Annotated in this window: 18 protein-coding genes; 6 read left to right on the top strand and 12 right to left on the bottom strand. The window is 66.0% G+C overall.

Annotated elements, in window-relative coordinates; translation table 11 throughout:
* Window positions 1-4: 4 nt before the first annotated feature.
* Both mog and yjgA read right to left on the bottom strand, forming a co-directional pair.
* Window positions 5-667, bottom strand: a complete 663-nt coding sequence (gene mog, locus B9Z01_RS04175) for a molybdopterin adenylyltransferase (protein WP_085480952.1) — start codon at window positions 665-667, stop codon at window positions 5-7.
* The gene (gene yjgA / locus B9Z01_RS04170) at window positions 648-1,268 is read right to left on the bottom strand and encodes a ribosome biogenesis factor YjgA (protein WP_085480951.1); all 621 of its coding nucleotides are present in this window, start codon (window positions 1,266-1,268) and stop codon (window positions 648-650) included. Before yjgA ends, mog begins: the two co-directional genes overlap by 20 nt.
* 251 nt (window positions 1,269-1,519) lie before the next feature.
* On the opposite strand from yjgA, the gene pmbA reads away from it, so the two are divergent.
* Window positions 1,520-2,890, top strand: a complete 1,371-nt coding sequence (gene pmbA, locus B9Z01_RS04165) for a metalloprotease PmbA (protein WP_085480950.1) — start codon at window positions 1,520-1,522, stop codon at window positions 2,888-2,890.
* Between the two features lie 129 nt (window positions 2,891-3,019).
* Here the strand turns inward: pmbA and B9Z01_RS04160 are convergent, their stop codons facing one another.
* Window positions 3,020-3,520, bottom strand: coding sequence for a dihydrofolate reductase (locus B9Z01_RS04160; protein WP_085480949.1), 501 nt, complete (start codon window positions 3,518-3,520; stop codon window positions 3,020-3,022).
* A gap of 140 nt (window positions 3,521-3,660) precedes the next feature.
* Window positions 3,661-4,101, bottom strand: coding sequence for a hypothetical protein (locus B9Z01_RS04155; protein WP_085480948.1), 441 nt, complete (start codon window positions 4,099-4,101; stop codon window positions 3,661-3,663).
* Between the two features lie 537 nt (window positions 4,102-4,638).
* On the opposite strand from B9Z01_RS04155, the gene B9Z01_RS04145 reads away from it, so the two are divergent.
* Window positions 4,639-6,033 carry a sigma-54 dependent transcriptional regulator gene (locus B9Z01_RS04145; protein ID WP_085480947.1) on the top strand — a complete coding sequence of 465 codons (1,395 nt, stop codon included), beginning with the start codon at window positions 4,639-4,641 and terminating at the stop codon, window positions 6,031-6,033.
* 428 nt (window positions 6,034-6,461) lie between these two features.
* Entirely contained in the window at window positions 6,462-7,433 is a 972-nt protein-coding gene (locus B9Z01_RS04140) for a thymidylate synthase (RefSeq protein WP_085481180.1), read from the top strand.
* 121 nt (window positions 7,434-7,554) lie between these two features.
* On the opposite strand, the gene B9Z01_RS04135 is transcribed toward B9Z01_RS04140, so the two are convergent.
* The 3 genes from B9Z01_RS04135 to B9Z01_RS04125 form a co-directional block, all read right to left on the bottom strand.
* Window positions 7,555-8,133 (bottom strand): NnrU family protein, encoded by a 579-nt coding sequence (locus B9Z01_RS04135; protein WP_085480946.1) that lies wholly within the window; start codon window positions 8,131-8,133, stop codon window positions 7,555-7,557.
* Window positions 8,134-8,439: 306 nt separating this feature from the next.
* Complete coding sequence (locus B9Z01_RS04130; protein ID WP_085480945.1) at window positions 8,440-10,956, bottom strand: DUF6600 domain-containing protein; 2,517 nt, start codon at window positions 10,954-10,956, stop codon at window positions 8,440-8,442.
* Between the two features lie 169 nt (window positions 10,957-11,125).
* A complete protein-coding gene (locus B9Z01_RS04125; protein ID WP_085480944.1) occupies window positions 11,126-11,839 on the bottom strand; it encodes an ArsR/SmtB family transcription factor in 714 nt (237 codons plus the stop codon).
* A gap of 262 nt (window positions 11,840-12,101) precedes the next feature.
* Between B9Z01_RS04125 and B9Z01_RS35420 the strand changes: the two genes are divergently transcribed.
* Window positions 12,102-12,245, top strand: a complete 144-nt coding sequence (locus B9Z01_RS35420) for a hypothetical protein (protein ID WP_167387426.1) — start codon at window positions 12,102-12,104, stop codon at window positions 12,243-12,245.
* Between the two features lie 168 nt (window positions 12,246-12,413).
* Complete coding sequence (locus B9Z01_RS04120) at window positions 12,414-12,920, top strand: acyl-CoA thioesterase (RefSeq protein WP_085480943.1); 507 nt, start codon at window positions 12,414-12,416, stop codon at window positions 12,918-12,920.
* Window positions 12,921-13,006: 86 nt separating this feature from the next.
* On the opposite strand, the gene fumC is transcribed toward B9Z01_RS04120, so the two are convergent.
* From fumC to B9Z01_RS04095, 5 genes are all read right to left on the bottom strand, one after another.
* A complete protein-coding gene (gene fumC, locus B9Z01_RS04115; protein ID WP_085480942.1) occupies window positions 13,007-14,407 on the bottom strand; it encodes a class II fumarate hydratase in 1,401 nt (466 codons plus the stop codon).
* 15 nt (window positions 14,408-14,422) lie between these two features.
* Window positions 14,423-16,072 (bottom strand): phospholipase D family protein, encoded by a 1,650-nt coding sequence (locus B9Z01_RS04110; protein WP_208625846.1) that lies wholly within the window; start codon window positions 16,070-16,072, stop codon window positions 14,423-14,425.
* Window positions 16,073-16,240: 168 nt separating this feature from the next.
* A complete protein-coding gene (panS, locus tag B9Z01_RS04105; RefSeq protein WP_085480941.1) occupies window positions 16,241-17,200 on the bottom strand; it encodes a ketopantoate/pantoate/pantothenate transporter PanS in 960 nt (319 codons plus the stop codon).
* Window positions 17,201-17,405: 205 nt separating this feature from the next.
* Window positions 17,406-18,818, bottom strand: a complete 1,413-nt coding sequence (locus B9Z01_RS04100; RefSeq protein ID WP_085480940.1) for an MATE family efflux transporter — start codon at window positions 18,816-18,818, stop codon at window positions 17,406-17,408.
* A gap of 373 nt (window positions 18,819-19,191) precedes the next feature.
* Window positions 19,192-19,410, bottom strand: coding sequence for an RNA-binding S4 domain-containing protein (locus tag B9Z01_RS04095; RefSeq protein ID WP_085480939.1), 219 nt, complete (start codon window positions 19,408-19,410; stop codon window positions 19,192-19,194).
* A gap of 407 nt (window positions 19,411-19,817) precedes the next feature.
* On the opposite strand from B9Z01_RS04095, the gene B9Z01_RS04090 reads away from it, so the two are divergent.
* The gene (locus B9Z01_RS04090) at window positions 19,818-20,318 is read left to right on the top strand and encodes a hypothetical protein (protein WP_085480938.1); all 501 of its coding nucleotides are present in this window, start codon (window positions 19,818-19,820) and stop codon (window positions 20,316-20,318) included.
* Window positions 20,319-20,429: the final 111 nt, after the last annotated feature.

The following is a 20,429-nucleotide window of genomic DNA, read 5'->3' as shown; positions in this document are numbered from 1 at the left end:
AACCTCAGTCCGGCCGTGGAGCGCGCAGCGCGCTCTTCGGCCGGAACGCCTTGACCACGTCGGCGTTGGTTTCCACGTACGGGCCGCCGATCAGATCGATGCAGTAGGGCACCGCCGCGAAAATTCCCGGCACCTTGAGCGCCGCCTTGCCCGTTTCTCCCGCTGCGCCGTCTCGCAGACCTTCCAGCGTTTCCCGGATCGACTTCGGCTGCCCCGGCAGGTTGATGATGAGCGCCGCGTGCGTGGCCGTTTCGCGGATCACCGCGACCTGACGCGACAGGATCGCGGTCGGCACGAAATTGAGGCTGATCTGCCGCATCTGCTCGCCAAAGCCCCGCATCTCCTTCGTCGCGACCGCGAGCGTCGCCTCGGGCGTCACGTCGCGGCGCGACGGACCCGTGCCGCCCGTGGTCAGCACGAGATCGCAGTTCACTACGTCGACGAGTTCGATCAGCGTCGCGGAAATGGTCGGCGCATCGTCCTGGATCAGCCGCGTGACGACCCGCCACGGCGACGTCAGCGCCTGGCCGAGCCATTCCTGCAGCGCCGGAATACCCTTGTCCTCGTACACGCCCGCCGATGCGCGGTCGCTGATCGACACGAGGCCGATCACGATTTCGTCGGGGTGATTACGTTGCTTGCGTGGATCAGGCGTCGCGGTCGTCATCGTCGTCTTCCGGGGCGAGGTCAGCGTCTTGAGCGTCGTCGGTGTCGGCTTCGTCCGTGCCGGCCGCGTTTTTGATCCACTGGAACAGTTCACGGAAGTAGCGCGGCGGCTTGCCCTGCAGTGCTTCCTTGCGCGCGTTGCGGATCAGCGTACGGCCCTGCTGCGGATCGGCGCCCGGGTGCTGACGGATGAACTCGGTGAGCGCGGCGTCGTCGGCGAGCAGCTTCTCGCGGGTGCGCTCGACCCAGTGCAGCTTCGCCGTTTCCGCCTTGTTGACGCCCTTGTAGGCGTCGAGCGCGGTGCGCAGCGCGGCGGTTTCCTCGCCGTGCAGCGTGCGCATCACGCGGCCGACGTACTGGATCTGGCGGCGCCTGCCTTCGTGATCGGTGATGCGGCGCGCTTCGCGCACGGCTTCGTCGAGCTTTTCGGGCATCGGCATGCGCTTGAGCGCGTCCTTGGGCAGCTCGACGAGCGCCGCGCCTAGTTCCTGCAGCGCATGCATTTCGCGCTTGATCTGGGACTTGCTGGGGCGGTCGTAGCCGTTCTCGTCGACTTCTGTCACGACGGATTCGATGGGTTGAATGCGGGTTTTGCGTGTCATGCCGATATTGTAACGTGCGGCGTGTGCCCAACCGGCCGCGCGGGTCCGCTGATTTACCGCCGCGGCGGCGGCGCGGGTGCGAAGCCCTTACGCGCGCTCGCGAATGCCAGGTACGGCGTCGCGTACCTTGCTATGATCGCGGGATATATTTATTCCGCGCTCATACGCCGTCACGCGCACCTTCGCGTGGCAAGGGCGAGCAGAGCGCGCCTACCCAGGGCCGCGCGGCCCCGAACAGGACGGCAACCACAATGGCAGCAGACATGGACGTCAAGCAGCGCTTTTTTCCGCATACCCAGGACGAACTGAAGGAAATCGCCTCGGACATCCTTCGTCACGCGAAGGCGCTCGGCGGCACCGATGCCGCAACCGAAATCTCCGAGGGCGATGGCCTGTCCGTCTCCGTGCGGCGTGGCGAAGTCGAGACGATCGAGCACAACCGCGACAAGATGGTCGGCGTGACGGTGTTCATCGGCAAGAAGCGCGGCAACGCGAGCACCTCGGACTTTTCGTCGCAAGCGTTGAAGGACACGGTCGCGGCGGCCTACAACATCGCCCGCTTCACCGCCGAAGACGACTGCGCGGGCCTCGCCGAAGCCGAACTGCTCGAAACCGCGCCGCGCGACCTCGATCTCTATCACCCGTGGAACCTGTCCGCCGACGAAGCGGTGGAAATCGCGCGCCGCGCCGAAGACGCCGCGTTCGCCACCGATCCGCAGATCAAAAATTCGGAAGGCGCGAGCGTGTCGGCGCAGCACTCGCAGTTCGTGCTGGCTACGTCGCGCGGTTTTCTCGCCGGCTATCCGTATTCGCGCCACTACATTGCGTGCGCGCCGATCGCGGGCAGCGGCCGCAACATGCAGCGCGACGACTGGTACACGTCGACGCGCAGCGCCGGCGAGCTCGCGGACCCCGAAGCGGTGGGCCGCTACGCGGCGCAGCGCGCGCTCGCGCGCATCGGCGCGCGCGGTCTCGATACGCGTAAGGTGCCGGTGCTGTTCGAAGCGCCGCTCGCGGCCGGGCTGCTCGGCGCATTCGTGCAGGCGACGAGCGGCGGCGCGCTGTATCGCAAGACCTCGTTTCTGGTCGACAGCCTCGGCAAGCCGGTGTTCGCGCCGCACGTGCAGGTGCTCGAAGATCCGCACGTCGCGCGCGCGATGGGCAGCGCGCCGTTCGACGAGGAAGGCGTGCGCACGCGCCAGCGTTCGGTCGTCAAGAACGGCGTCGTGGAAGGCTACTTCCTGTCCACCTATTCGGCGCGCAAGCTCGGCATGCAGACCACCGGCAACGCGGGCGGCTCGCACAACCTCTCGCTGCTCAGCTCGAACACGCGTCCCGAAGACGATTTCGAAGCCATGCTGAAGAAGCTCGGCACCGGTCTTCTGCTGACCGAGCTGATGGGGCAGGGCGTGAACTACGTGACAGGCGACTACTCGCGCGGCGCCTCGGGCTTCTGGGTCGAGAACGGCAAGATTCAGTATCCGGTCGAGGAGATCACGGTCGCGAGCACGCTGCAGGAAATGTTCCGCCACATCGTCGCGATCGGCGCGGATACGATTACGCGCGGCACCAAGCAGACCGGCTCGGTGCTGATCGAGCGGATGACGATCGCGGGACAGTGAGCGGGGCGAGTCTCAGGGGCTTCGGCCCGCTCGCTCCGTAGCAATGAAAAGGCCACGCAACGAAGGTTGCGTGGCCTTTTTTACTGGAAGCGTTGTGCTGCCCGGACGAGCCGGCCGCCGCGCTCGCCTTCAGACGTCCTTGCGCTGGTACGTCACGAACGCGTAGTCGAAGTCGTTCGGCGCGTGGGCGTGATGCGTTTCGCGCGCGATTTCTTCCCACACGTTTTTGTCGATGGCGGGGAAGGTCGCGTCACCGCTGAAATCGGCGGCGATCTCGGTGACGATGAGCTTGTCCGCGTGACGCAGACCTTCGTCGTACAGTTGCGCACCGCCGATCAGAAACGCTTGCGGCGCCTGATCCTGTCCGGCGAGCAGCAGCGCGTCCTTGAGGTTGGTGGCGGTGTCGCACCCCTGAAAGCGCCGCGCGGCGTCGCGCGTCACGACGATGTTGCGGCGTCCCGGCAACGGCCGCCCGATCGACTCGTGCGTCTTGCGGCCCATGATGATGGGCGCGCCCATCGTCGTGCGCTTGAAGAACGCGAGGTCTTCGGGCAGTCGCCAGGGCAACTGGTTGTCGCGGCCGATCACGCCGTTGCTGGCGCGAGCGACGATCAGGGTGAGCGTCGTCATCGAATGGAAAAGGGAACGTAACCGGACGATTCTACCCGACGCGCCGGCGAGGGCCGCCGCGCGAGGGGGCGGCGCGTGGCTCATGTGGTCCAGCGCGGCGGCCGGTCCCGCATGTCGAGCCGTTCGCGCTACTGTCCCTGCTACATGCCGATGTTGCCTTGAGCGGCGTGCGCGGCGTCGACCGGAACCGGCAGCGGCAAAGGCGGCGCGATTTCGTCCCATAACGTCACCTGGTTGCCGTCGTCCTGCATGGGCTGCGACATCGCGGCCACCCTCAGCATGCCGGGCGCGCCGCCGCGTTGCTGCGACAGCGGCGGGTCGCCGGGCAAAATATCGTTCAAGGATGCAGCATCGCCGGATGCGCCCGGCACGCGGGCGTCGGACTGGCTGCAGGCATCCGTGGGAACGCGCGCCGTGAGTTCTGGCTTCGCCGCCTCGGCGGATCGAGCCGATACGGCTTGTGCGCTCTGAGCGCTGGCGCCCGCCGGCAACGTGCTTAATGCGATTACTACGGCGATTACTGCGCAAATTGCGAAGCACGATGCCCGGTTTATTAAAGTAATGCGGAAAACGATTGACATGAAATTTCTCCCTGGTACGGGGCCATTTAGCGAAACGTGTGCCATCGCCCGCAATCCTTTGATACGTCTGGATGCGGCCCGCTAAAGAAGGAGTCGTGTCGGTAAAATCGGGAAAAACGTTTCAGTGGTGAAACGGGCCGGCAGAGAATACCTTTAATTCATTATTCCGAAAGTTACGAAATCCCTTCGGGAGAACGCCAGGAAAAGCGTTTCCACTATTGTTTTATTTGTCGGCTGAATAATTCGATATCGAGCGCTGAGCCTTGGTGAATAAGGGACTCGGGATTAAATTCGCATAATTGTTTTCGAAGCGGCGTACCTATAGTAAGCTCTCGAAAACAGCCTTGAATTTAAAAAAGGCCCATAACAGGCCGTCTCAAACACACACGCCGCTTTCTTGGGGATCAGCTGTCCGCACGGAATGGAATGGCCGTTCGGTTTTTGCGATTCGCGAATCCCGAACGAGTCAGCGTGTCTGAACTAAAGTTTCAGGTGCATGCGTCGTCCTTAACGTTCGTTGACGAGAGGATCTGAATAATGGAACCCGCAACGCGGCAACTGATTTACGTTTCGCGCGATCCGAGCGCGGAGTTGAATACGCGTTTTCATCAGCGCGGCTGGCATGTCGAGGTCGTGGGATCGGCTCGTGATGCGCGCCGGGCGGTTCGCGCCGGCATGGCGGCTGGCGGCCTTCTTGATCTTTCCTGCGATTTCCAGCCGCACGAGATCGCCGCTTTCGAATCCTGCCTGACCATGCCGAACGTCGGCTGGGTCGCGGCAACCACGCCTGGCCAGTTGCAGGACGCCGCGTTGCGCCGGCTCGTGCGCGACTACTGTTTCGATTACGTCACGGTGCCGTATTCGGGCGATCGCATCGTCGACTCGGTCGGGCACGCGTACGGCATGATCTCGCTCGGCGAAACGGCCTCGAGCAACGGCTCGCAGGGCGCCGAAGGCGAGATGGTCGGCTCGTGCGACGCGATGCTCGCGCTGTTCCGCTCGATCCGCAAGGTCGCGATGACCGACGCTCCGGTGTTCATCTCGGGCGAGTCGGGCACCGGCAAGGAACTGACGGCGGTGGCGATTCACGAGCGCTCGGCGCGGCGCAACGCGCCGTTCGTGCCGATCAACTGCGGGGCGATTCCGCCTCATCTGCTGCAGTCCGAACTATTCGGCTACGAGCGCGGTGCGTTTACGGGCGCCAATCAGCGCAAGATCGGCCGCGTCGAAGCGGCCAACGGCGGCACGCTCTTTCTCGACGAAATCGGCGATCTGCCGCTCGAGAGTCAGGCTAGCCTGCTGCGTTTCCTGCAGGAGCGCAAGGTCGAGCGGCTCGGCGGGCATAGCGCGATCGACGTCGACGTGCGCATCATCTCGGCCACGCACGTGGACATGACCGCGGCGATGATCGAAGGGCGCTTCCGCTCGGACCTGTACCACCGGCTGTGCGTGCTGCAGATCGACGAGCCGCCGCTGCGCGCGCGCGGCAAGGACATCGAACTGCTCGCGCGTCACATGCTGGAACGTTTCAAGAAAGATGCGAGCCGCCGCCTGCGCGGTTTCGCGCCCGACGCGATCGCGGCGCTGCATAACTACGGCTGGCCGGGCAATGTGCGCGAACTGATCAACCGGGTGCGCCGCGCGATCGTGATGTCGGAGGGCCGCGCGATCACCGCGCGCGACCTCGAACTCGCCGAGTACGTCGAGATCGTGCCGGTGTCGCTTGCGCAGGCGCGTGAAGCGGCCGAGCGGCAGGCGATCGAGCTCGCGCTGCTGCGCCACCGCGGGCGGCTTGGCGACGCGGCGCAGGAACTCGGTATTTCGCGTGTGACGCTGTACCGGCTCTTGTGCTCACACGGCATGCGTCATATCGAAGGCGAGCCGATGGCGGCGCCGCACGGCGATTTGCCGGCTTCGGTGCAGCATCTTTGAGACATGGGCGGATGCGCGGCTAACGCGCTGCTGTGCCATGAAGGCGGCGGCCTGTGAATGATGGGCCGCCGTGTCGTGGCGGCAAGGCCGGTCTTTTCTATCGGGTCTGTCTACCTGGCGCAATACCGGTGCAGCGAGATGGCGGCGCGCTTCGATTGCCGCGTGGCCGGCTCCATTGTGTTGTTGCGCGGGTTTCGTCCGCTTGCCGCTTGCGTTTGTGCTTGCGCCCGTTCTCCCCGCGGGTTGTGCCCGGTTTTACCCGTCACGCGCCGTCCCGTTTCCGTCTACAGCCTCGTCCGAAGCCTCCCGAAATCGCCAACGCCGCTCTCCATAGCCGGACGTCGTCCAGTCGCGCTTGCTAGAATTGGGTTTTGCTCAATCCCGTGGCGCAGATCGAGCCTTGCTTGCGCCTCGTCGAAGGAAACCGCATGAAACAATACTTGGACCTCGTCCGCACGATTCTCGACACCGGCACGTGGCAGGAAAACCGCACCGGCGTCCGTACCATCAGCATGCCGGGCGCGATGCTGCGCTTCGATCTGCAGCAGGGCTTTCCCGCCGTGACGACGAAGAAGCTCGCGTTCAAGTCGGCGGTCGGCGAACTGGTCGGTTTTTTGCGCGCATCGCGCAGCGCCGCGGATTTCCGCGACCTCGGCTGCAAGGTGTGGGACGCGAATGCGAACCAGAACGAACAGTGGCTCGCCAATCCGTATCGTGAAGGCCCGGACGATCTCGGTGACGTGTACGGCGTGCAATGGCGCAAGTGGCCGGCCTACAAGGTGCTCGACGCCGATGCGAGCGCACAGCTCGCCGATGCGCAGGCACGCGGCTTCCGGGTGATGACGCAATTCGAGGAAGACGGCCGCGCGAAGGTGCTGCTCTACAAGGCGATCGACCAGTTGCGCCAGTGTCTGGACACGATCATGCAAAACCCCGCCGACCGGCGCATTCTGTTTCATGCATGGAATCCGGCCGTGCTGGACCAGATCGCGCTGCCGGCCTGCCATCTGCTTTATCAGTTCCTGCCGAACGTCACGCGCCGTGAAATTTCGCTGTGCCTGTACATCCGCAGCAACGACGTCGGGCTCGGCACGCCGTTCAATCTGACCGAAGGCGCGGCGCTGCTGCATCTCGTCGGGCGGCTAACGGGCTATACGCCGCGCTGGTTCAGCTATTTCATCGGCGACGCGCACATCTATGAGAACCAGCTCGACATGCTGCAGCAGCAGCTTCAGCGCGAGCCGTACGAGAGCCCGCAACTCGTGATCTCGGAGCGGGTGCCCGAGTATGCGAAAACCGGCGTGTACGAGCCGGAATGGCTCGAGAAAATCGAGCCGGCGGATTTTTCGCTGGCCGGCTACCGGCACCATGAACCGCTGACCGCACCAATGGCGATCTGACGCCGAGTGCAGCCGGCGCGGGATGCCGGCAAAGGCTGACGATGCGGTGGAGATCGTGCCTGGTTGAACGCGCGCCCGCTGGTGAGACCATCCGCGGGACGCGCGCTTTACGCCCTCGGCCTCACGCCATCGGCTTGACGCCAATCAACCACTCGTGGAAAAAGAACGCGAACGCAATCCACGCGACGACGCCAACGACGACTGGAATCACATCGCGTGAGAGCATCCCATTGGGATAGACAATACTTTCGACACGATCCCGCCGCCGGGCAGCGGCGAAATCGGCGAGCGCCCAAACGAGGAATGCGCCGAACAGCAAAACCGCGTTCAGTGTCCCGTTCGCCAGCAGATGAGCGAATGCCCACAGCACGACACTGATCACCATCGGATGCTTGAGCAGCGCCTTGAAGTGATTGCCCCGGACGTACGCAGCCGGGAAGAGGATGAATGACACGAGAGTGAGGACGCCTGCGACATGCGGCGCCCATGCCGGCGGCGACCACAGCGTGACAGGTTCGCGCCGCGCAATGCCATATCCCCAGACGATCAGCGCCAGTCCGATGATGGACAAGACCGAATACGCTGATTTCCAGCCCTTCTCGCCCATCTGAGCGATTCGCGCCTTGCGCCATTCTTCCGCGAAGATCCGGACCGAATGCAAACCAAGGAATATCACCAACCCGACTATCAGTACCGACATGGCAGGCTCCTCGCGACAAATGTCGCCAGATAGTCGCGATTGTCCCGCATGACGTTGGCTGTGCCAACACGGGCGCGGAGGCTCGCGCAGCCCCGGCACCCATTTCCCGCAATTGCCCCATTGTCGGGACCATCGAGCCTGTAAAAGCAGCCGCTCGACTCCTTCATGAGCCGTTGGCGCGCTTCAGGAGCTTCTGCGTACCTGCACCGCGCGAACGACCATCAGCATCGTGAAGAGTACAAAATTTATTGCACGCTTGCGCGTGCTGCCGTAGCAGCGGTAGCGGGATGCCCGCTACCGCTACGCTCAGCCTTTGTGATGCTCGTCGCGATTACCGCCGCCCTGGTGCTGCTCGGCATGTTGTTGCTGCGGTTGCGGCCGTGGCTGTTGCACCTGTTGGGGACGCGGTTCGGGACGCGGCTGCTGCACCTGTTGCGGGCGCGGCTCAGGGCGAGGCTGCGGCGCCGGCTGCGGGCGAGGTTCGAAATGCGGCTGCTGCGCTTGCCGGAATTGCGGTTCGGGACGCGCTTGTTGCGGCATCGGCTGCGGACGCGGCTCGATACGCGGCTGCTGCGCCTGTTGTTGCGGTGGCCGTTGTGGCGGCTGTTGTGGTGACTGTTGTGGCACCTGAGCGCGCGGCGGCTGTTGCATCGGCTGCGGATGAAACTCCGGCTGACGCGCCTGCTGCTGCGCGGCCGGATTCTCCACCGGATGCGGCACGCCAGGCTGCTGCGCGAAACCCGGCCGTCCCGGTTGTTGCTGCGGCGGCGTACCCGGCTGTTGTGCACGCGGTGCCTGCTGAGCCATCGGCGCATGGGGCTGCGTCCATGCCGGCTCGGAGCGCCCGACCGCGCCCCATTGCTGCGGCGTGCCGTGCTGCTGCGCAATGGCGGGATTGCCGCCGCCCGCCTGCGGCGGACGCGGCACGCCGTTCGACGGATGCGCGATTGCGGCCGCCTGAGGCTCGCGTACGTTACCAGCCATCGACGGCGGCACACCAGGCCGTGCTTGCGGCCCTTCTTGCGGCCCTGCGCCATGCGGCCCCGGAGCGGCGCCTTCGCCCGGCCGCTGTCCAGCCTGTTCGATACCGCGAGGCGCACCCGGATTCGGCGCACCCGGCGCCATACCCGGCGGCCGTCCCGGGATATGCGATTGCACGACCCGCACGTTCGCCACCTGTTGCGCGCCCGGTGCACCCGTCATATGCGCGGGCACCGAAGTCCGCACGACCGGCTGGCCGCCGCCCGGCACCCGTCCGCCGCTTTGCTGCGCGAAACGCTGCGCGAGGTCGTCGTGCCAGGCAGCCGGCATGGCGGGATTACGCGTGCCGACGACCGGCCGCGCGACGACGCTCGCCGACGGCCGGTAATTCGCGCGCCGCAGATCCGCCCCGAAGCTCTCGCGCACCGGCGCGATGCCCGGCGCGCCGGGGTTGATCCGCGCGTTGTGCCACTGACCCGGATCAACCTTCTGCGCGAAACGTCCGACCGGCTGACCATGCACGAACGCCGTCGCCGGCATGGCCGTCACGCCGCCCCGCGCGCGATAGTTCACGTACGTGTTGCGGATGTTCACGTTCGTCACGTCGCGATGGTAGTCGTTGACGATCGTCGTGCGGTTCACGCGGTTGTAGTACCCGGGGCTCCAGCGGTCGTGGTCGCCCCAGTGCGGATGCCACGGCTCGCCCGGTCCAAGCGGGAACCAGGCGACCCCCGCCGCGATGGCGCCGCCGATCGCCAGATTGACACCCCAGTCGACGCCTCCGTCATCGTCGCCGACGAATGCCACGAGCGCGGGCGCATAGACGGGCGGCGCATCGTCTTCAAGCGGACCCGGCACCCATGCCCAAGTGTCGTCGACCTGGGCCCAGCGGCCGTAGTGGTAGGGCGCGAAGCCCCATGGTTCGTCGTCGACCCAGGTCCAGCCCCACGGCGCCTGCCAGACCCAGTGACCGTCGTGATACGGTGCCCAGCCGGCCGGCGTCGCGCGCGGCACCCAGACTTCGCCGTATTGCGGGCTGTCGCGCCACGTGCCGTTGGCGTCGAGGTCCTCGTAGCCGGGGATGTCGCGCGACACGTAGCGCGCCGACACCGAACGGTCTTCCGTGGCGTCGCGGCTGGCCGCCCACTGGTCGAGGTCGTCGGGAGCGGGTGCCCGGTTGTCTGCGAGCTGCTGCAGGCTGGTGCCGCCGAAGCGGATCTGCTGGCCCGCCGCGAGCGGCACCTGGCCGCCATCGCCGTAAGCGATCGCGCTGCCGCTGCGCACGGTGACGGTGGTGCTGCTGCCGTCCGGCGCGACATCGACGCGGTAGTCGCCGGGGCCGTTCATGCCGAGCGCGAGGTTCGGCGTATCGATTTCATAGGACGAACCGGGCGCGAGTTCGCGCACGCGGGTCGACAGCGTGCCCTGCGCGACTTTCAGCTGCGCGCTCGTGTCGTCGAGATTGAGCACGTCGAGGCTCGTGTTCTGGCCGAGGCGCACCGCGGTCGAGCCGATGTGCAGCTCGGAGCGTGCGTTCTGGTCGTTCCAGAGCTGGTCGCCGGTCGTGAGCGGGCGGTTGATCTGCGCGTACGACCAGTCGGTGGCGCCGGCGGGCTCGGTGGTCACGGTGCCGGCGGTGTAGTTCAGACGGGCGATGCGTCCGGGCGGATCGCCGCTCTGCGTGGCGGCCGTGCCCGGCGCCGCGGGTTCGGCTTGCTGCGCGAAGCCGGTTTGCGCGGCCAGCGCGAGGACCGCGGCGGCGATCAGCGTATAGCCGGATATCCGGCGTTGGGTCGCGGGTTCGATCCCGTGTTTCATGGCAGGCTGAGTGACGTTTGTCATGATTTATCTCCGACGGACGCGGCAATCCGCCGGGTCCGTAAGTCACTCTACCCTCCGCCTATGTTTCAAGGGCCCCACTTTTGTAAGGCGGATTCGCTGGCATGTAACAAAAGGTCTCACGAGGTCTCACCAAGCCTTACCGCGTCTTTTATCGCGCGGGAGCGAACGCTCATTCCGCCAGAAACGCGTCGAAATGCCGGTGGCCCGCCGGCGTGATACGCAGGATGCGCGGCCGCTCGGCCCGCTCGACCCAGCCATGCGCCGACCACGCGTCCAGCAGCGCCGCGCCGAGGGCACCGCCCAAGTGCGGGCGGCGCACGCTCCAGTCCGGGCACGTGCAGGCGAAGCGCCGCCTGCGGCTCTTCTGCGCGGACAGATCGATGCCCCAATCGGCGAAACGGACGGCGCCCTGCGCGGTGGCCTCGAGCGACGCGCCGTGCTGCGTGAGCAGCCCGCGCGCGAGCATGCGCTCGAACACCTGTACCGACAGCTCGCCCGCCATGTGGTCGTAGCAGGTGCGCGCGTAGCGCATTTCGAGCGGCACGGTGCGCGCGGGGCGCGGCGCGGCCCGTTGCGGCGCGCTGACTTGCGCGACGTTGGCGAGCGCTTCGATCGACGCGGCGATCTCCGGCGTCGCGATGCGGAAATAGCGATGCCGCCCGCGCACTTCGAGCGCGAGCAGGCCGCCGTCGGTGAGGCGCGCGAGATGGGCGCTCGCCGCCGAGGGCGACAACCCCGCGATCATCGTCAGTTCGCCGGCCGGGCGGGCGCTGCCGTCCATCAGCGCCCATAGCATCGCGGCGCGGCCGGGGTCGGCGAGCAGCGCGCCGATACGGCTCAAACCGGGGAAATGGTTGTGGTCGTCCGTGGCGGGGGGGATCATGGGGGACTCCTGGTTCTTGCTGAATGCGATGGGGGGCGATGAGCGGCAGCGGCGAGCGGCACACGGCGGCCATGCTGCGCGCCATGTTGTCCACTGTATCCGCCTGCGCGATTCGATGTTTCAGTCTGGGGTGAACAATCGAATACCGCAACGAATGCGGTAACTACAGCGCCCCGGCCGCGCCGTCCCCGCGCCCGCGTTGCGGCGCCGTATCGGCCCGCCAGGCTAGAATCGAAGCCTGTCTTTGCAGGAATACGGTGTGATGAAAATTCTTCTGGCCGTCGCCGCGGCGGCTCTGCTGTTTAGCGCCTGTGCTCAGGGCGGAGCCGGGTCGGGCTCGGCGGGCAGCGGCAGCATCGATATGTACGGCACGATCGACGAGGGCATCAGCATCCATAATAAGTAGGCGTGAGGCGCGGCCTTGCCGGATTGTGCGCGGTTGCGCCGCGCATCGGCCCACACCCGGCTTCCCGCAGCCGAAATTCCTGTTCTCCGCCCACTCGACGCCGTGCCGCAGGCAATCTGCGCTCGTATAATCGCCCCCTTTCAACGCATCCGATTGACCGGAGTCAAGATGAGCACTCTTTCCACAGCACCGCTGGATCGTTCGGAAACCACCTTCCGTTTTCTCGCCGAGCCGATCTCCGTCAACTTCGGCGGCAAGGTGCATGGCGGCGCACTGATGAAGTGGATCGACGAAACCGCCTACGCATGTGCGGCGGTCTGGTCGGGGCGTTATTGCGTGACGGTCAGCGTCGGCAACATCCGCTTCCGGCGGCCGATCCTCGTCGGCAATCTCGTCGAATTGCGCGCGCGGGTCGTCGCGACGGGCCGCACGAGCATGCACATTCACGTGTCGGTGCAGGCGGGCGATCCGAAGGGCGGCGAACTGCTGCAAACCACGGACTGCCTGGTCGTGATGGTCGCCGTCAACGAGAACGGCCATCCGGTGCAGGTGCCGGCGTTCGTGCCGCAAACCGATGAGCAGAAACGCCTCGCCAAGTACGCGATGGACGTCAAGGAAGCGCTCGACGCGATCGTCGAGCTGAAGCCGGAAGAAGTGGCGCAGGGGAAGGTTTAAGCGAAGCGGGGGCGGCACCGGAACGGATCGCGCGAAGCGGACGAGGCGGCCGTTGCAGCCACCCGCTCGCGCGAACCTTCAGCCACTCACCCCGCCGGGCGCCCGACCATATCCTGCGGCCGCACCCATTCGTCGAACTGCTGTTCGGTGACATAGCCGAGCGCGAGCGCCGACGCTTTCAGCGTGGTGCCTTCCTTGTGCGCTTTCTTCGCGATCTGCGCGGCCTTGTCGTAGCCGATGTGCGGATTGAGCGCCGTCACGAGCATCAGCGATTCGTTGAGCAAGGTATCGATGCGCTCGCGATTCGGCTCGATGCCGACCGCGCAGTTGTCGTTGAAGCTGTGCGCGCCGTCGGCGAGCAGACGCACCGACTGAAGCACGTTGTGCGCGATCATCGGGCGGAACACGTTGAGTTCGAAGTTGCCGCTCGCGCCGCCGATGTTCACCGCGACGTCGTTGCCGAACACCTGCGCGCACAGCATCGTGAGCGCTTCGGACTGCGTCGGATTCACCTTGCCCGGCATGATCGAGCTGCCCGGCTCGTTTTCGGGAATCGACAGCTCGCCCAGGCCGCAGCGCGGGCCGCTGGCGAGCCAGCGGATGTCGTTGGCGATCTTGTTCAGGCTCGCCGCCACCGTTTTCAGCGCGCCATGCGCGAACACGAGCGCGTCGGCGCCGGCCATGACCTCGAACTTGTTCGGCGCCGACACGAACGGCAGGCTGGTCAGCTTGCCGATCGCGGCGGCGACGTTGTCCGCGAACTGCGGATGCGCGTTCAGGCCCGTGCCGACCGCGGTGCCGCCCTGCGCAAGCTCGTACAGATGCGGCAGCGCCGATTCCACGTGACGGATACTGTGATCGAGCTGCGCGACGTAGCCCGAAAACTCCTGGCCGAGCGTGAGCGGCGTCGCGTCCTGCAAATGCGTGCGGCCGATCTTGACGACGTCGGCGAACGCCTTCGCCTTGCCGTCGAGCGTGTCGCGCAGCGTCTTCAGCGCGGGCAGCAGGTGTTTCACGATCGCGTAGGCGGCGGCCACGTGCATCGCGGTCGGAAACACGTCGTTCGACGATTGCCCGCGATTCACGTCGTCGTTCGGATGCACCTTGCGCGCCTCGCCGCGCTCGCCGCCGAGCAGCTCGCTCGCGCGGTTCGCGATCACCTCGTTGAGGTTCATGTTGGTCTGCGTGCCCGAGCCCGTTTGCCAGACCGCAAGCGGAAATTCGCTGGGATGCTTGCCGTCGATGATCTCGTCGGCCGCCTGCATGATCGCGTGGGCTTTCTTTTCGTCGAGCACGCCGAGGCCGAGATTGACCGCGGCCGCCGCGCGCTTGATGACGGCGAGCGCGGTGATCAGCTCGGGCGACTGTTTCTCGGTCGAGATCCGGAAGTTTTGCAGCGAACGCTGCGTTTGCGCGCCCCACAAGCGAGCGTTCGGCACCGCGATTTCGCCGAACGTGTCGCGTTCCATTCGTACGTCTTCAGTCATGTTGCACTCCGCTTTTCAAAGTTCTCCATTGACAGGCAATAGGGAGAATAGACCCGTTAGCGCGTTCCGGTAAAAACCCGCCTGCGGATCGAAAATGTAGGTGTGTTTCTGGCCGTCCTCGACGTCGGTCCACACGAGCGGCGAGAGCGGCGCACCGATCGAGCGCAGGTAGGCGAGCTGCGCGCCGTCGGCGAGCGTCACGCGATAGCTCTGCTCGGGCTCGGTGGCGAAGTCGAAGATTTTCGCGACCTGATTCGCGAGTTCCGGGCTATGGATCACGAGCGCGAGCTCGGTGTTCAGATTGGCCGAGCGCGGGTCCAGATTCATCGAGCCGATCACCAGAATCTCGTGGTCGATCACATAGGTTTTGGCATGCAGGCTCGCGCGCGAGCTGGAGCCCACGAGGCTCACGCGTCGCATTTCCTGGTGCGGCTTGAATTCGTACAGCTCGACGCCCTGTTGCAGGAGCGGCACGCGGAACGGACTGTAGCCGGCCTGCACGGCGACCGCGTCGGTCGCGGCGAGCGAATTGGTCAGCACGGCGATGCGTACGCCGCGCCGCGTGAGTTCGCCGGCCGCCTCCACGCCCGCCTCGTGCGGCACGAAGTAGGGCGACACGATCAGGAAATCGTGGTGCGCGTCGCGCATCAGTTCGCGCAGCCGCTGCATCGGCGGGCTCACGTAGTCCGGTGACGGATGCTCGATCTTCTCCGGCAGATCCGCCCTGAATTCGGCCGGCGCCCACGTGAGGCCCAGCTGCTCGCTCGTGATCTGCGCGGCGAGCGGCGTCGCGTTCAGCGGCTTGGCGTCGTACGGGTCGGCGTTCACGCGCCAGTGCTGGCGCAAATCGTCGCGCGTCTGGTCGAGTTCCTTCTGATCGAACTTCTGCTTGTTGAGCACGCGCAGCGGATAGGCGAGGCCGCTGTTCCAGTAGTCGTCGAAACTCGCGGACACGTCGGCGACGATCGGACCGGCCGCCAGCACGTCGAGGTCGCGGAACTGCAGCGTTTCGCTCGCGCTGAAGTATTCGTCGCCGAGATTGCGGCCGCCGACGATCGCGAGCTGGTTGTCCGCGATCATCGCCTTGTTGTGCATGCGGCGCGTGAAATGGCCGATCTGCGTGAACAGGTTCGCGGTGCGCTCGAACATGCCTTCCTGCGCGCTGCCGAACGGATTGAACACGCGAATCTCGATGTTGTCGTGCGTGTTCAGGCCCGCCATGATGCGGTCGATGTCCTTGAAGTTCAGATCGTCGACGAGCATGCGCACGCGCACGCCGTGATCGGCCGCGTAGAGCGCGGCGCCGAGCAGCAGCTTGCCGGTGGTGTCCTCGTTGGCGATGTAGTACTGCATGTCGAGGGTTTTGGTCGCCGCGCGCGCGAGTGCGATGCGCATCTGCAGTGCGTCGGTGCCGCTCGAGAGCACCCGGAAGCCCGACTGTTGCGGATGCTTCGCTTCGAGCGGCGCGAGCGCGGCGCGCAGCGGGGTGTCGGCGGTGGCGGGCAGTGCGTGCGTGACTTCGCGGTCGTACGCGGTGGCGGGCGGCTTGGTGGCGCAGGCAGTCAAAAATGCCGTGACGCAGCACAGCAGGAAAAAATATCTCGTTGTGTTGAATGCCCGCTGGCGGCGCAGCGTGTTCTGGTTCTGTTCGAGATGCCCTTGCACGTGGTGTTCTCCCTTTTTCGCAAGCGTCTCGTGGCGGCCAGCGCGGATGGATCGCTCACGCTGTCGGGAAAACCATTCTAAGGGAATCGGGCGGGGTAGTTTTCGTTCTTCGCCCACGGCTTCGCGCCGCGATTGCCAGAACGGCCATCGCGGCGCGCGAGCCGCAACTTATCCGCGCCCCGCGTCCAGCGCGCGCTCGCCTTCGGGATACGTCGAACCCTTCGCCGGACGTCCCGCCCAGTAGCCCGCGAGCAGCGACCCCGAGAGGTTGTGCCACACCGAAAAGAGCGCACCCGGCAGTGCCGCGAGCGGCGTGAAGTAGAGCTTGCCGAGCGTCGCGGCGAGGCCGGAGTTCTGCATGCCGACTTCGATCGCGAGCGTGCGGCAGATGGCTTCGTCGAACCCGAGCAGCCGGCCGCCCCAGTAACCGCCGAGCAGGCCGATGCCGTTATGCAGCACCACGCCGACCATCACGACGAGACCGACCGAGGCGATGCTCTTCTGCGTGCCGCCGACCACCGCGCCGATGATCAGCACGATCGCGACCATCGAGACGAGCGGCAGGACCGGCTCGATCTTGCGCACGAGCTTGCCGAACAGATGGTTGATGACGAGACCGGCGACGATCGGCAGCGCGACGATCTGCAGGATGCTCATGAGCATGCCGTGCACGTCGACGACGATCGACGCGTCGACGTACAGACGCGTGAGCAGCGGTGTCGCGAACACGCCGACGAGCGTCGACAGCGCGCTGATCGTGACCGACAGGGCAACGTCGCCGCGCGCGAGATAGATCATCACGTTCGACGCCGTGCCGCTCGCGACGCTGCCGACGAGCACCATGCCCGCGGTCAGATCGGGCGGCATGCGCAGCATTTTGGCGATCACCCACGCGGCGAGCGGCATCACGAGGTAGTGCAGCACGATGCCGGCGATCACGGGCGCGGGCCGTGTGAATACGCGCAGGAAGTCGGACGCCGACAGCGTGACGCCCATCGCCAGCATGATGATCGTGAGAAGCGTGGTGACGTGCGGCGCGACGCCGGAGAACGACGCCGGCGAGAAATACGCGGCGATCGAAACGAGCACGGCCCAGAGTGGGAACAGGCGGGTGACGCGGGCAAGCATGACGAGGGGTCCTTGGGTTTTTTATCGTGAGAAGTCGGTGCTACGGGGGGAGCCCGCGTCGGCCGGGTGAGCCGGTTTCAGGCTGCGGGCGCTCCGGCGCTGGTTTCGCCGGAGCGCGCGAACGCGGGTGAACGCTCGCGTGCCGAGGCGGCCATTTTACCTTTTGCAGGGAGCGCTTCAGGAGTAGGGTTTGCCGCGGCTTCGCTCAAACCGACTGCGCCGGCGGCGCGACCGATGCCGCCGGTGTCTGCCGCAGGCTCAGCTTGTGAAACCGCAGCGTCATCAGCAGCGCGACGCTCGCGAGGCCTGCCGCGAGCCCCCACCACAGGCCGCGCGCGCCGAACCCGGCGTGAAACGCGAGCAGGTAGCCGGTCGGAAAGCCGATCACCCAGTAGCCGAACGCCGCGGCGATCATCGGCACGCGCACGTCCTTCAGGCCGCGCAGGCAGCCGGAGCAGACCGCCTGCATGCCGTCGACGATCTGGAAAATCGCGGCCACGCCGAGCAGCGAACTCGCGAGCGCGATGGTCGGCGCGTTGGCTGGGTCGTCGAGATGCAGATAGAGGCCGACGATCCAGTGCGGCGCGGTGATCAGCAGGACGCCCGACAGCGACATGAAGCCGACGCCGAGCGCGATCGCGACGAAGCCCGCATGACGCGCGGCGAGCGGCTGGCCGGCGCCGGCCCAGAAGCCGACCCGGACGTTGGCCGCCTGGCCGATCGACAGCGGCACCATGAAGGCCACCGACGCGACGTTCAGCGCGATCTGATGCGCGGCCAGCTGCGACTCGCCGAGCAGGCCGACCATCAGGCCGGTGGCGAGAAAGAGCGTCGACTCGACGCCGTAGGTAATCGCGACCGGCCAGCCGATGCCGAACAGCTCGCCCATCAGCGGCAGCTTCGGCCGCGTCGCGACGACGAAATGCTTGAAGCGCGGCCGCAGATGCAGGAGCGCCATCAGCACGAGCGCGGTCAGCCATACCGTGATCGTGGTCGCGGCCGCCGAGCCGAGAAAGCCGAGCCGCGGCAGCCCGTACGCGCCGTGAATCAGGCCGTAGTTCAGGAAGCCGTTCACGCCGACGCTCGCGATCGACACCCACAGGAGCCGCCGCGCCGCGCCGATCGCCGGCAGGAACGAGCGCATCAGGCCGACGCCGATCAAGCTCGCGGGCGCGGCCCAGCGCAGCACCGCCGCGTATTTGCCGACGTTGTGCGCGAGCAGGCCCGGTTCGCCGAACGCGAGCAGGATCTGCGAGGCGAACGACAGCAGGATGAACGCGGGCACCGACAGCAGGATCGACAGCACGAAGCCGGTCCAGTAGATATGCGGCACGCGGCTGTCGTCCTGCGCGCCGCGCGCATGCGCGACGCTCACGCTGACCGAGGTCAGCACGCCCTGCAACAGCGTGACGACGACGAAAAAGAGGTTCGCGCCGAGGCCGCCGGCGGCGAGCGCGTCGGGGCCGAGCGAGCCGAGCAGGATCGTGTCGGTGACGCTCATCGCCATCTGCGACAGTTGCGCGATCGCGAGCGGTGCGGCGAGCCGCGCGGTGTCGGCCGCGTGGCGGGATAGGGTCGGCGGCCGGGAGGCCAGCCGGGCGAAGCCGGATTGGGTCATGAAATGCCTGGCGGCGGAAAGTGGCGACAGCGAGGGGCGGGCAAACGCGGCGGTCAAAAGCTGCGGTCAAAAGCTGCGGCGCGTTGCATGGAGCTGCGCGCCCGGCGGCTCGGCAACTTGGCGGGAGCGGATGAGGGAATCCGTGGCGAGCCGGTTAGCCGACTCCGCTGGCCGGTGGTGTGGTCCGTCGTTTGCCTGTCGATTTACCTGTCGAAACCGACAGCTTATTGTCTTGCCCGGCCGATGTCGATGGCAAACGCACGATTCTGGTGCGCGCTTTCCTGCGAATCTCCGGAGTGCGGCGCGGGTGGCGGACTGCGGTTGCAGACTACTGCCGAATGCTTCGGATGGCGTCAGGCCGCTTCAGCCAGCGTCAGGCTTCGTGAACCGCGATGCGCGTGTCGCCGAGCAGCACGACCTGGCCCGCGCGGATCTTGCACGTTTTCCGCGTTTCGATCTGGCCGTCGACCGTGACGGCCCCTTGCGCGACCATCATTTTCGCGGAGCCGCCGCTGTCCGCGAGCCCCGTTATCTTCAGCAGATTGTGCAGTTCGACGTAATCGCCGGTGAGTGTGAAATTGAGGTTTGGCATGGCGGTTGCGCCTTGGCGCTGGAGGCGGTTGGGGTTCGCATCATAAAGCACAAGCGGATAGCGGCAGAGCAGCAGGACAGAAGCGCGGCAAAAGCAGGGCAAAAGCTGTGACACAGGCCGCCGCGCATCAACCCGATGATGACACCGGCTTGCCGGCAAGCAATTGAAAGCAGATGTTATACAGTTGTCGGAAAATGAAACGCTCCGTAACACCGGTCGTATTGGATGAATTTCACTCCTAAAGTGCAGTTCTGCAGCAAAGCACGCTGGATGACGGTAGCCGACGGTCGGCAACCGGTCCAGCGATGCAAGACCGGACGAGGCGCGTGGGGCACCCCGTCACTGCGGCGCCAGACAGCACGTCCGCGTCACAACAACTTTAGAGAGGATTAGCCATGACCCAAGCCATGACCCAGATTCGTTCGCTCCTGATCGGCACCGCCCTCACTGCTTTTGCCGCGACGGCCGCTGTCGCACAGACCGCCCAGCCGGCCGCGGGCATTGGCGCTCAGGGGCAGGTCCAGACGCAAGGCGCCGACGCCGCGCCACCGGCACCTATGGCACCTGTCGCGCAGGGGATGCAGCAGGCCCCGGCAGCGCCCGCCGCCCAGGGCGTGCAGCCGGTTGCGCCGCCGTCGGCCGGTCTGACGGCCCCGGATTCGACCGATCCGCTCGTGCAGAAACGCGATGCCGACGCGAAGGCCAACGCGGAATATCGCGCATCGAAGAAGGCGTCGAAGACGGAAATGAGGACGCAGCAGAAAGCCGCGAAGGCGCAGTACAAGGAGCAGGTGCATGGTGCGAAGCTCAATAAGAAGGCCGACAAGCAGACCGCCAATAACGAAATGAAGATGAACATGGAAGGGCAGGCGGGTGCGCAGGCCGATGGGGCCGACGTCAAGCATTGAGCCTTCGCAAGCCCGTTATTGGCGTGAACAGGTTTTAGTTTTAGGCCGTTAAACCTTGATTCCGGAGCGCGTGAGGGTCGTGGAGACCCGCGCGTTCCGGCGCCGATTTTC

Source organism: Paraburkholderia susongensis (genome assembly GCF_900177725.1).
Lineage (GTDB): Bacteria > Pseudomonadota > Gammaproteobacteria > Burkholderiales > Burkholderiaceae > Paraburkholderia > Paraburkholderia susongensis.
The sequence above is the reverse complement of the archived record's forward strand: the minus strand, read 5'-3'. Positions and strand labels throughout refer to the sequence as shown.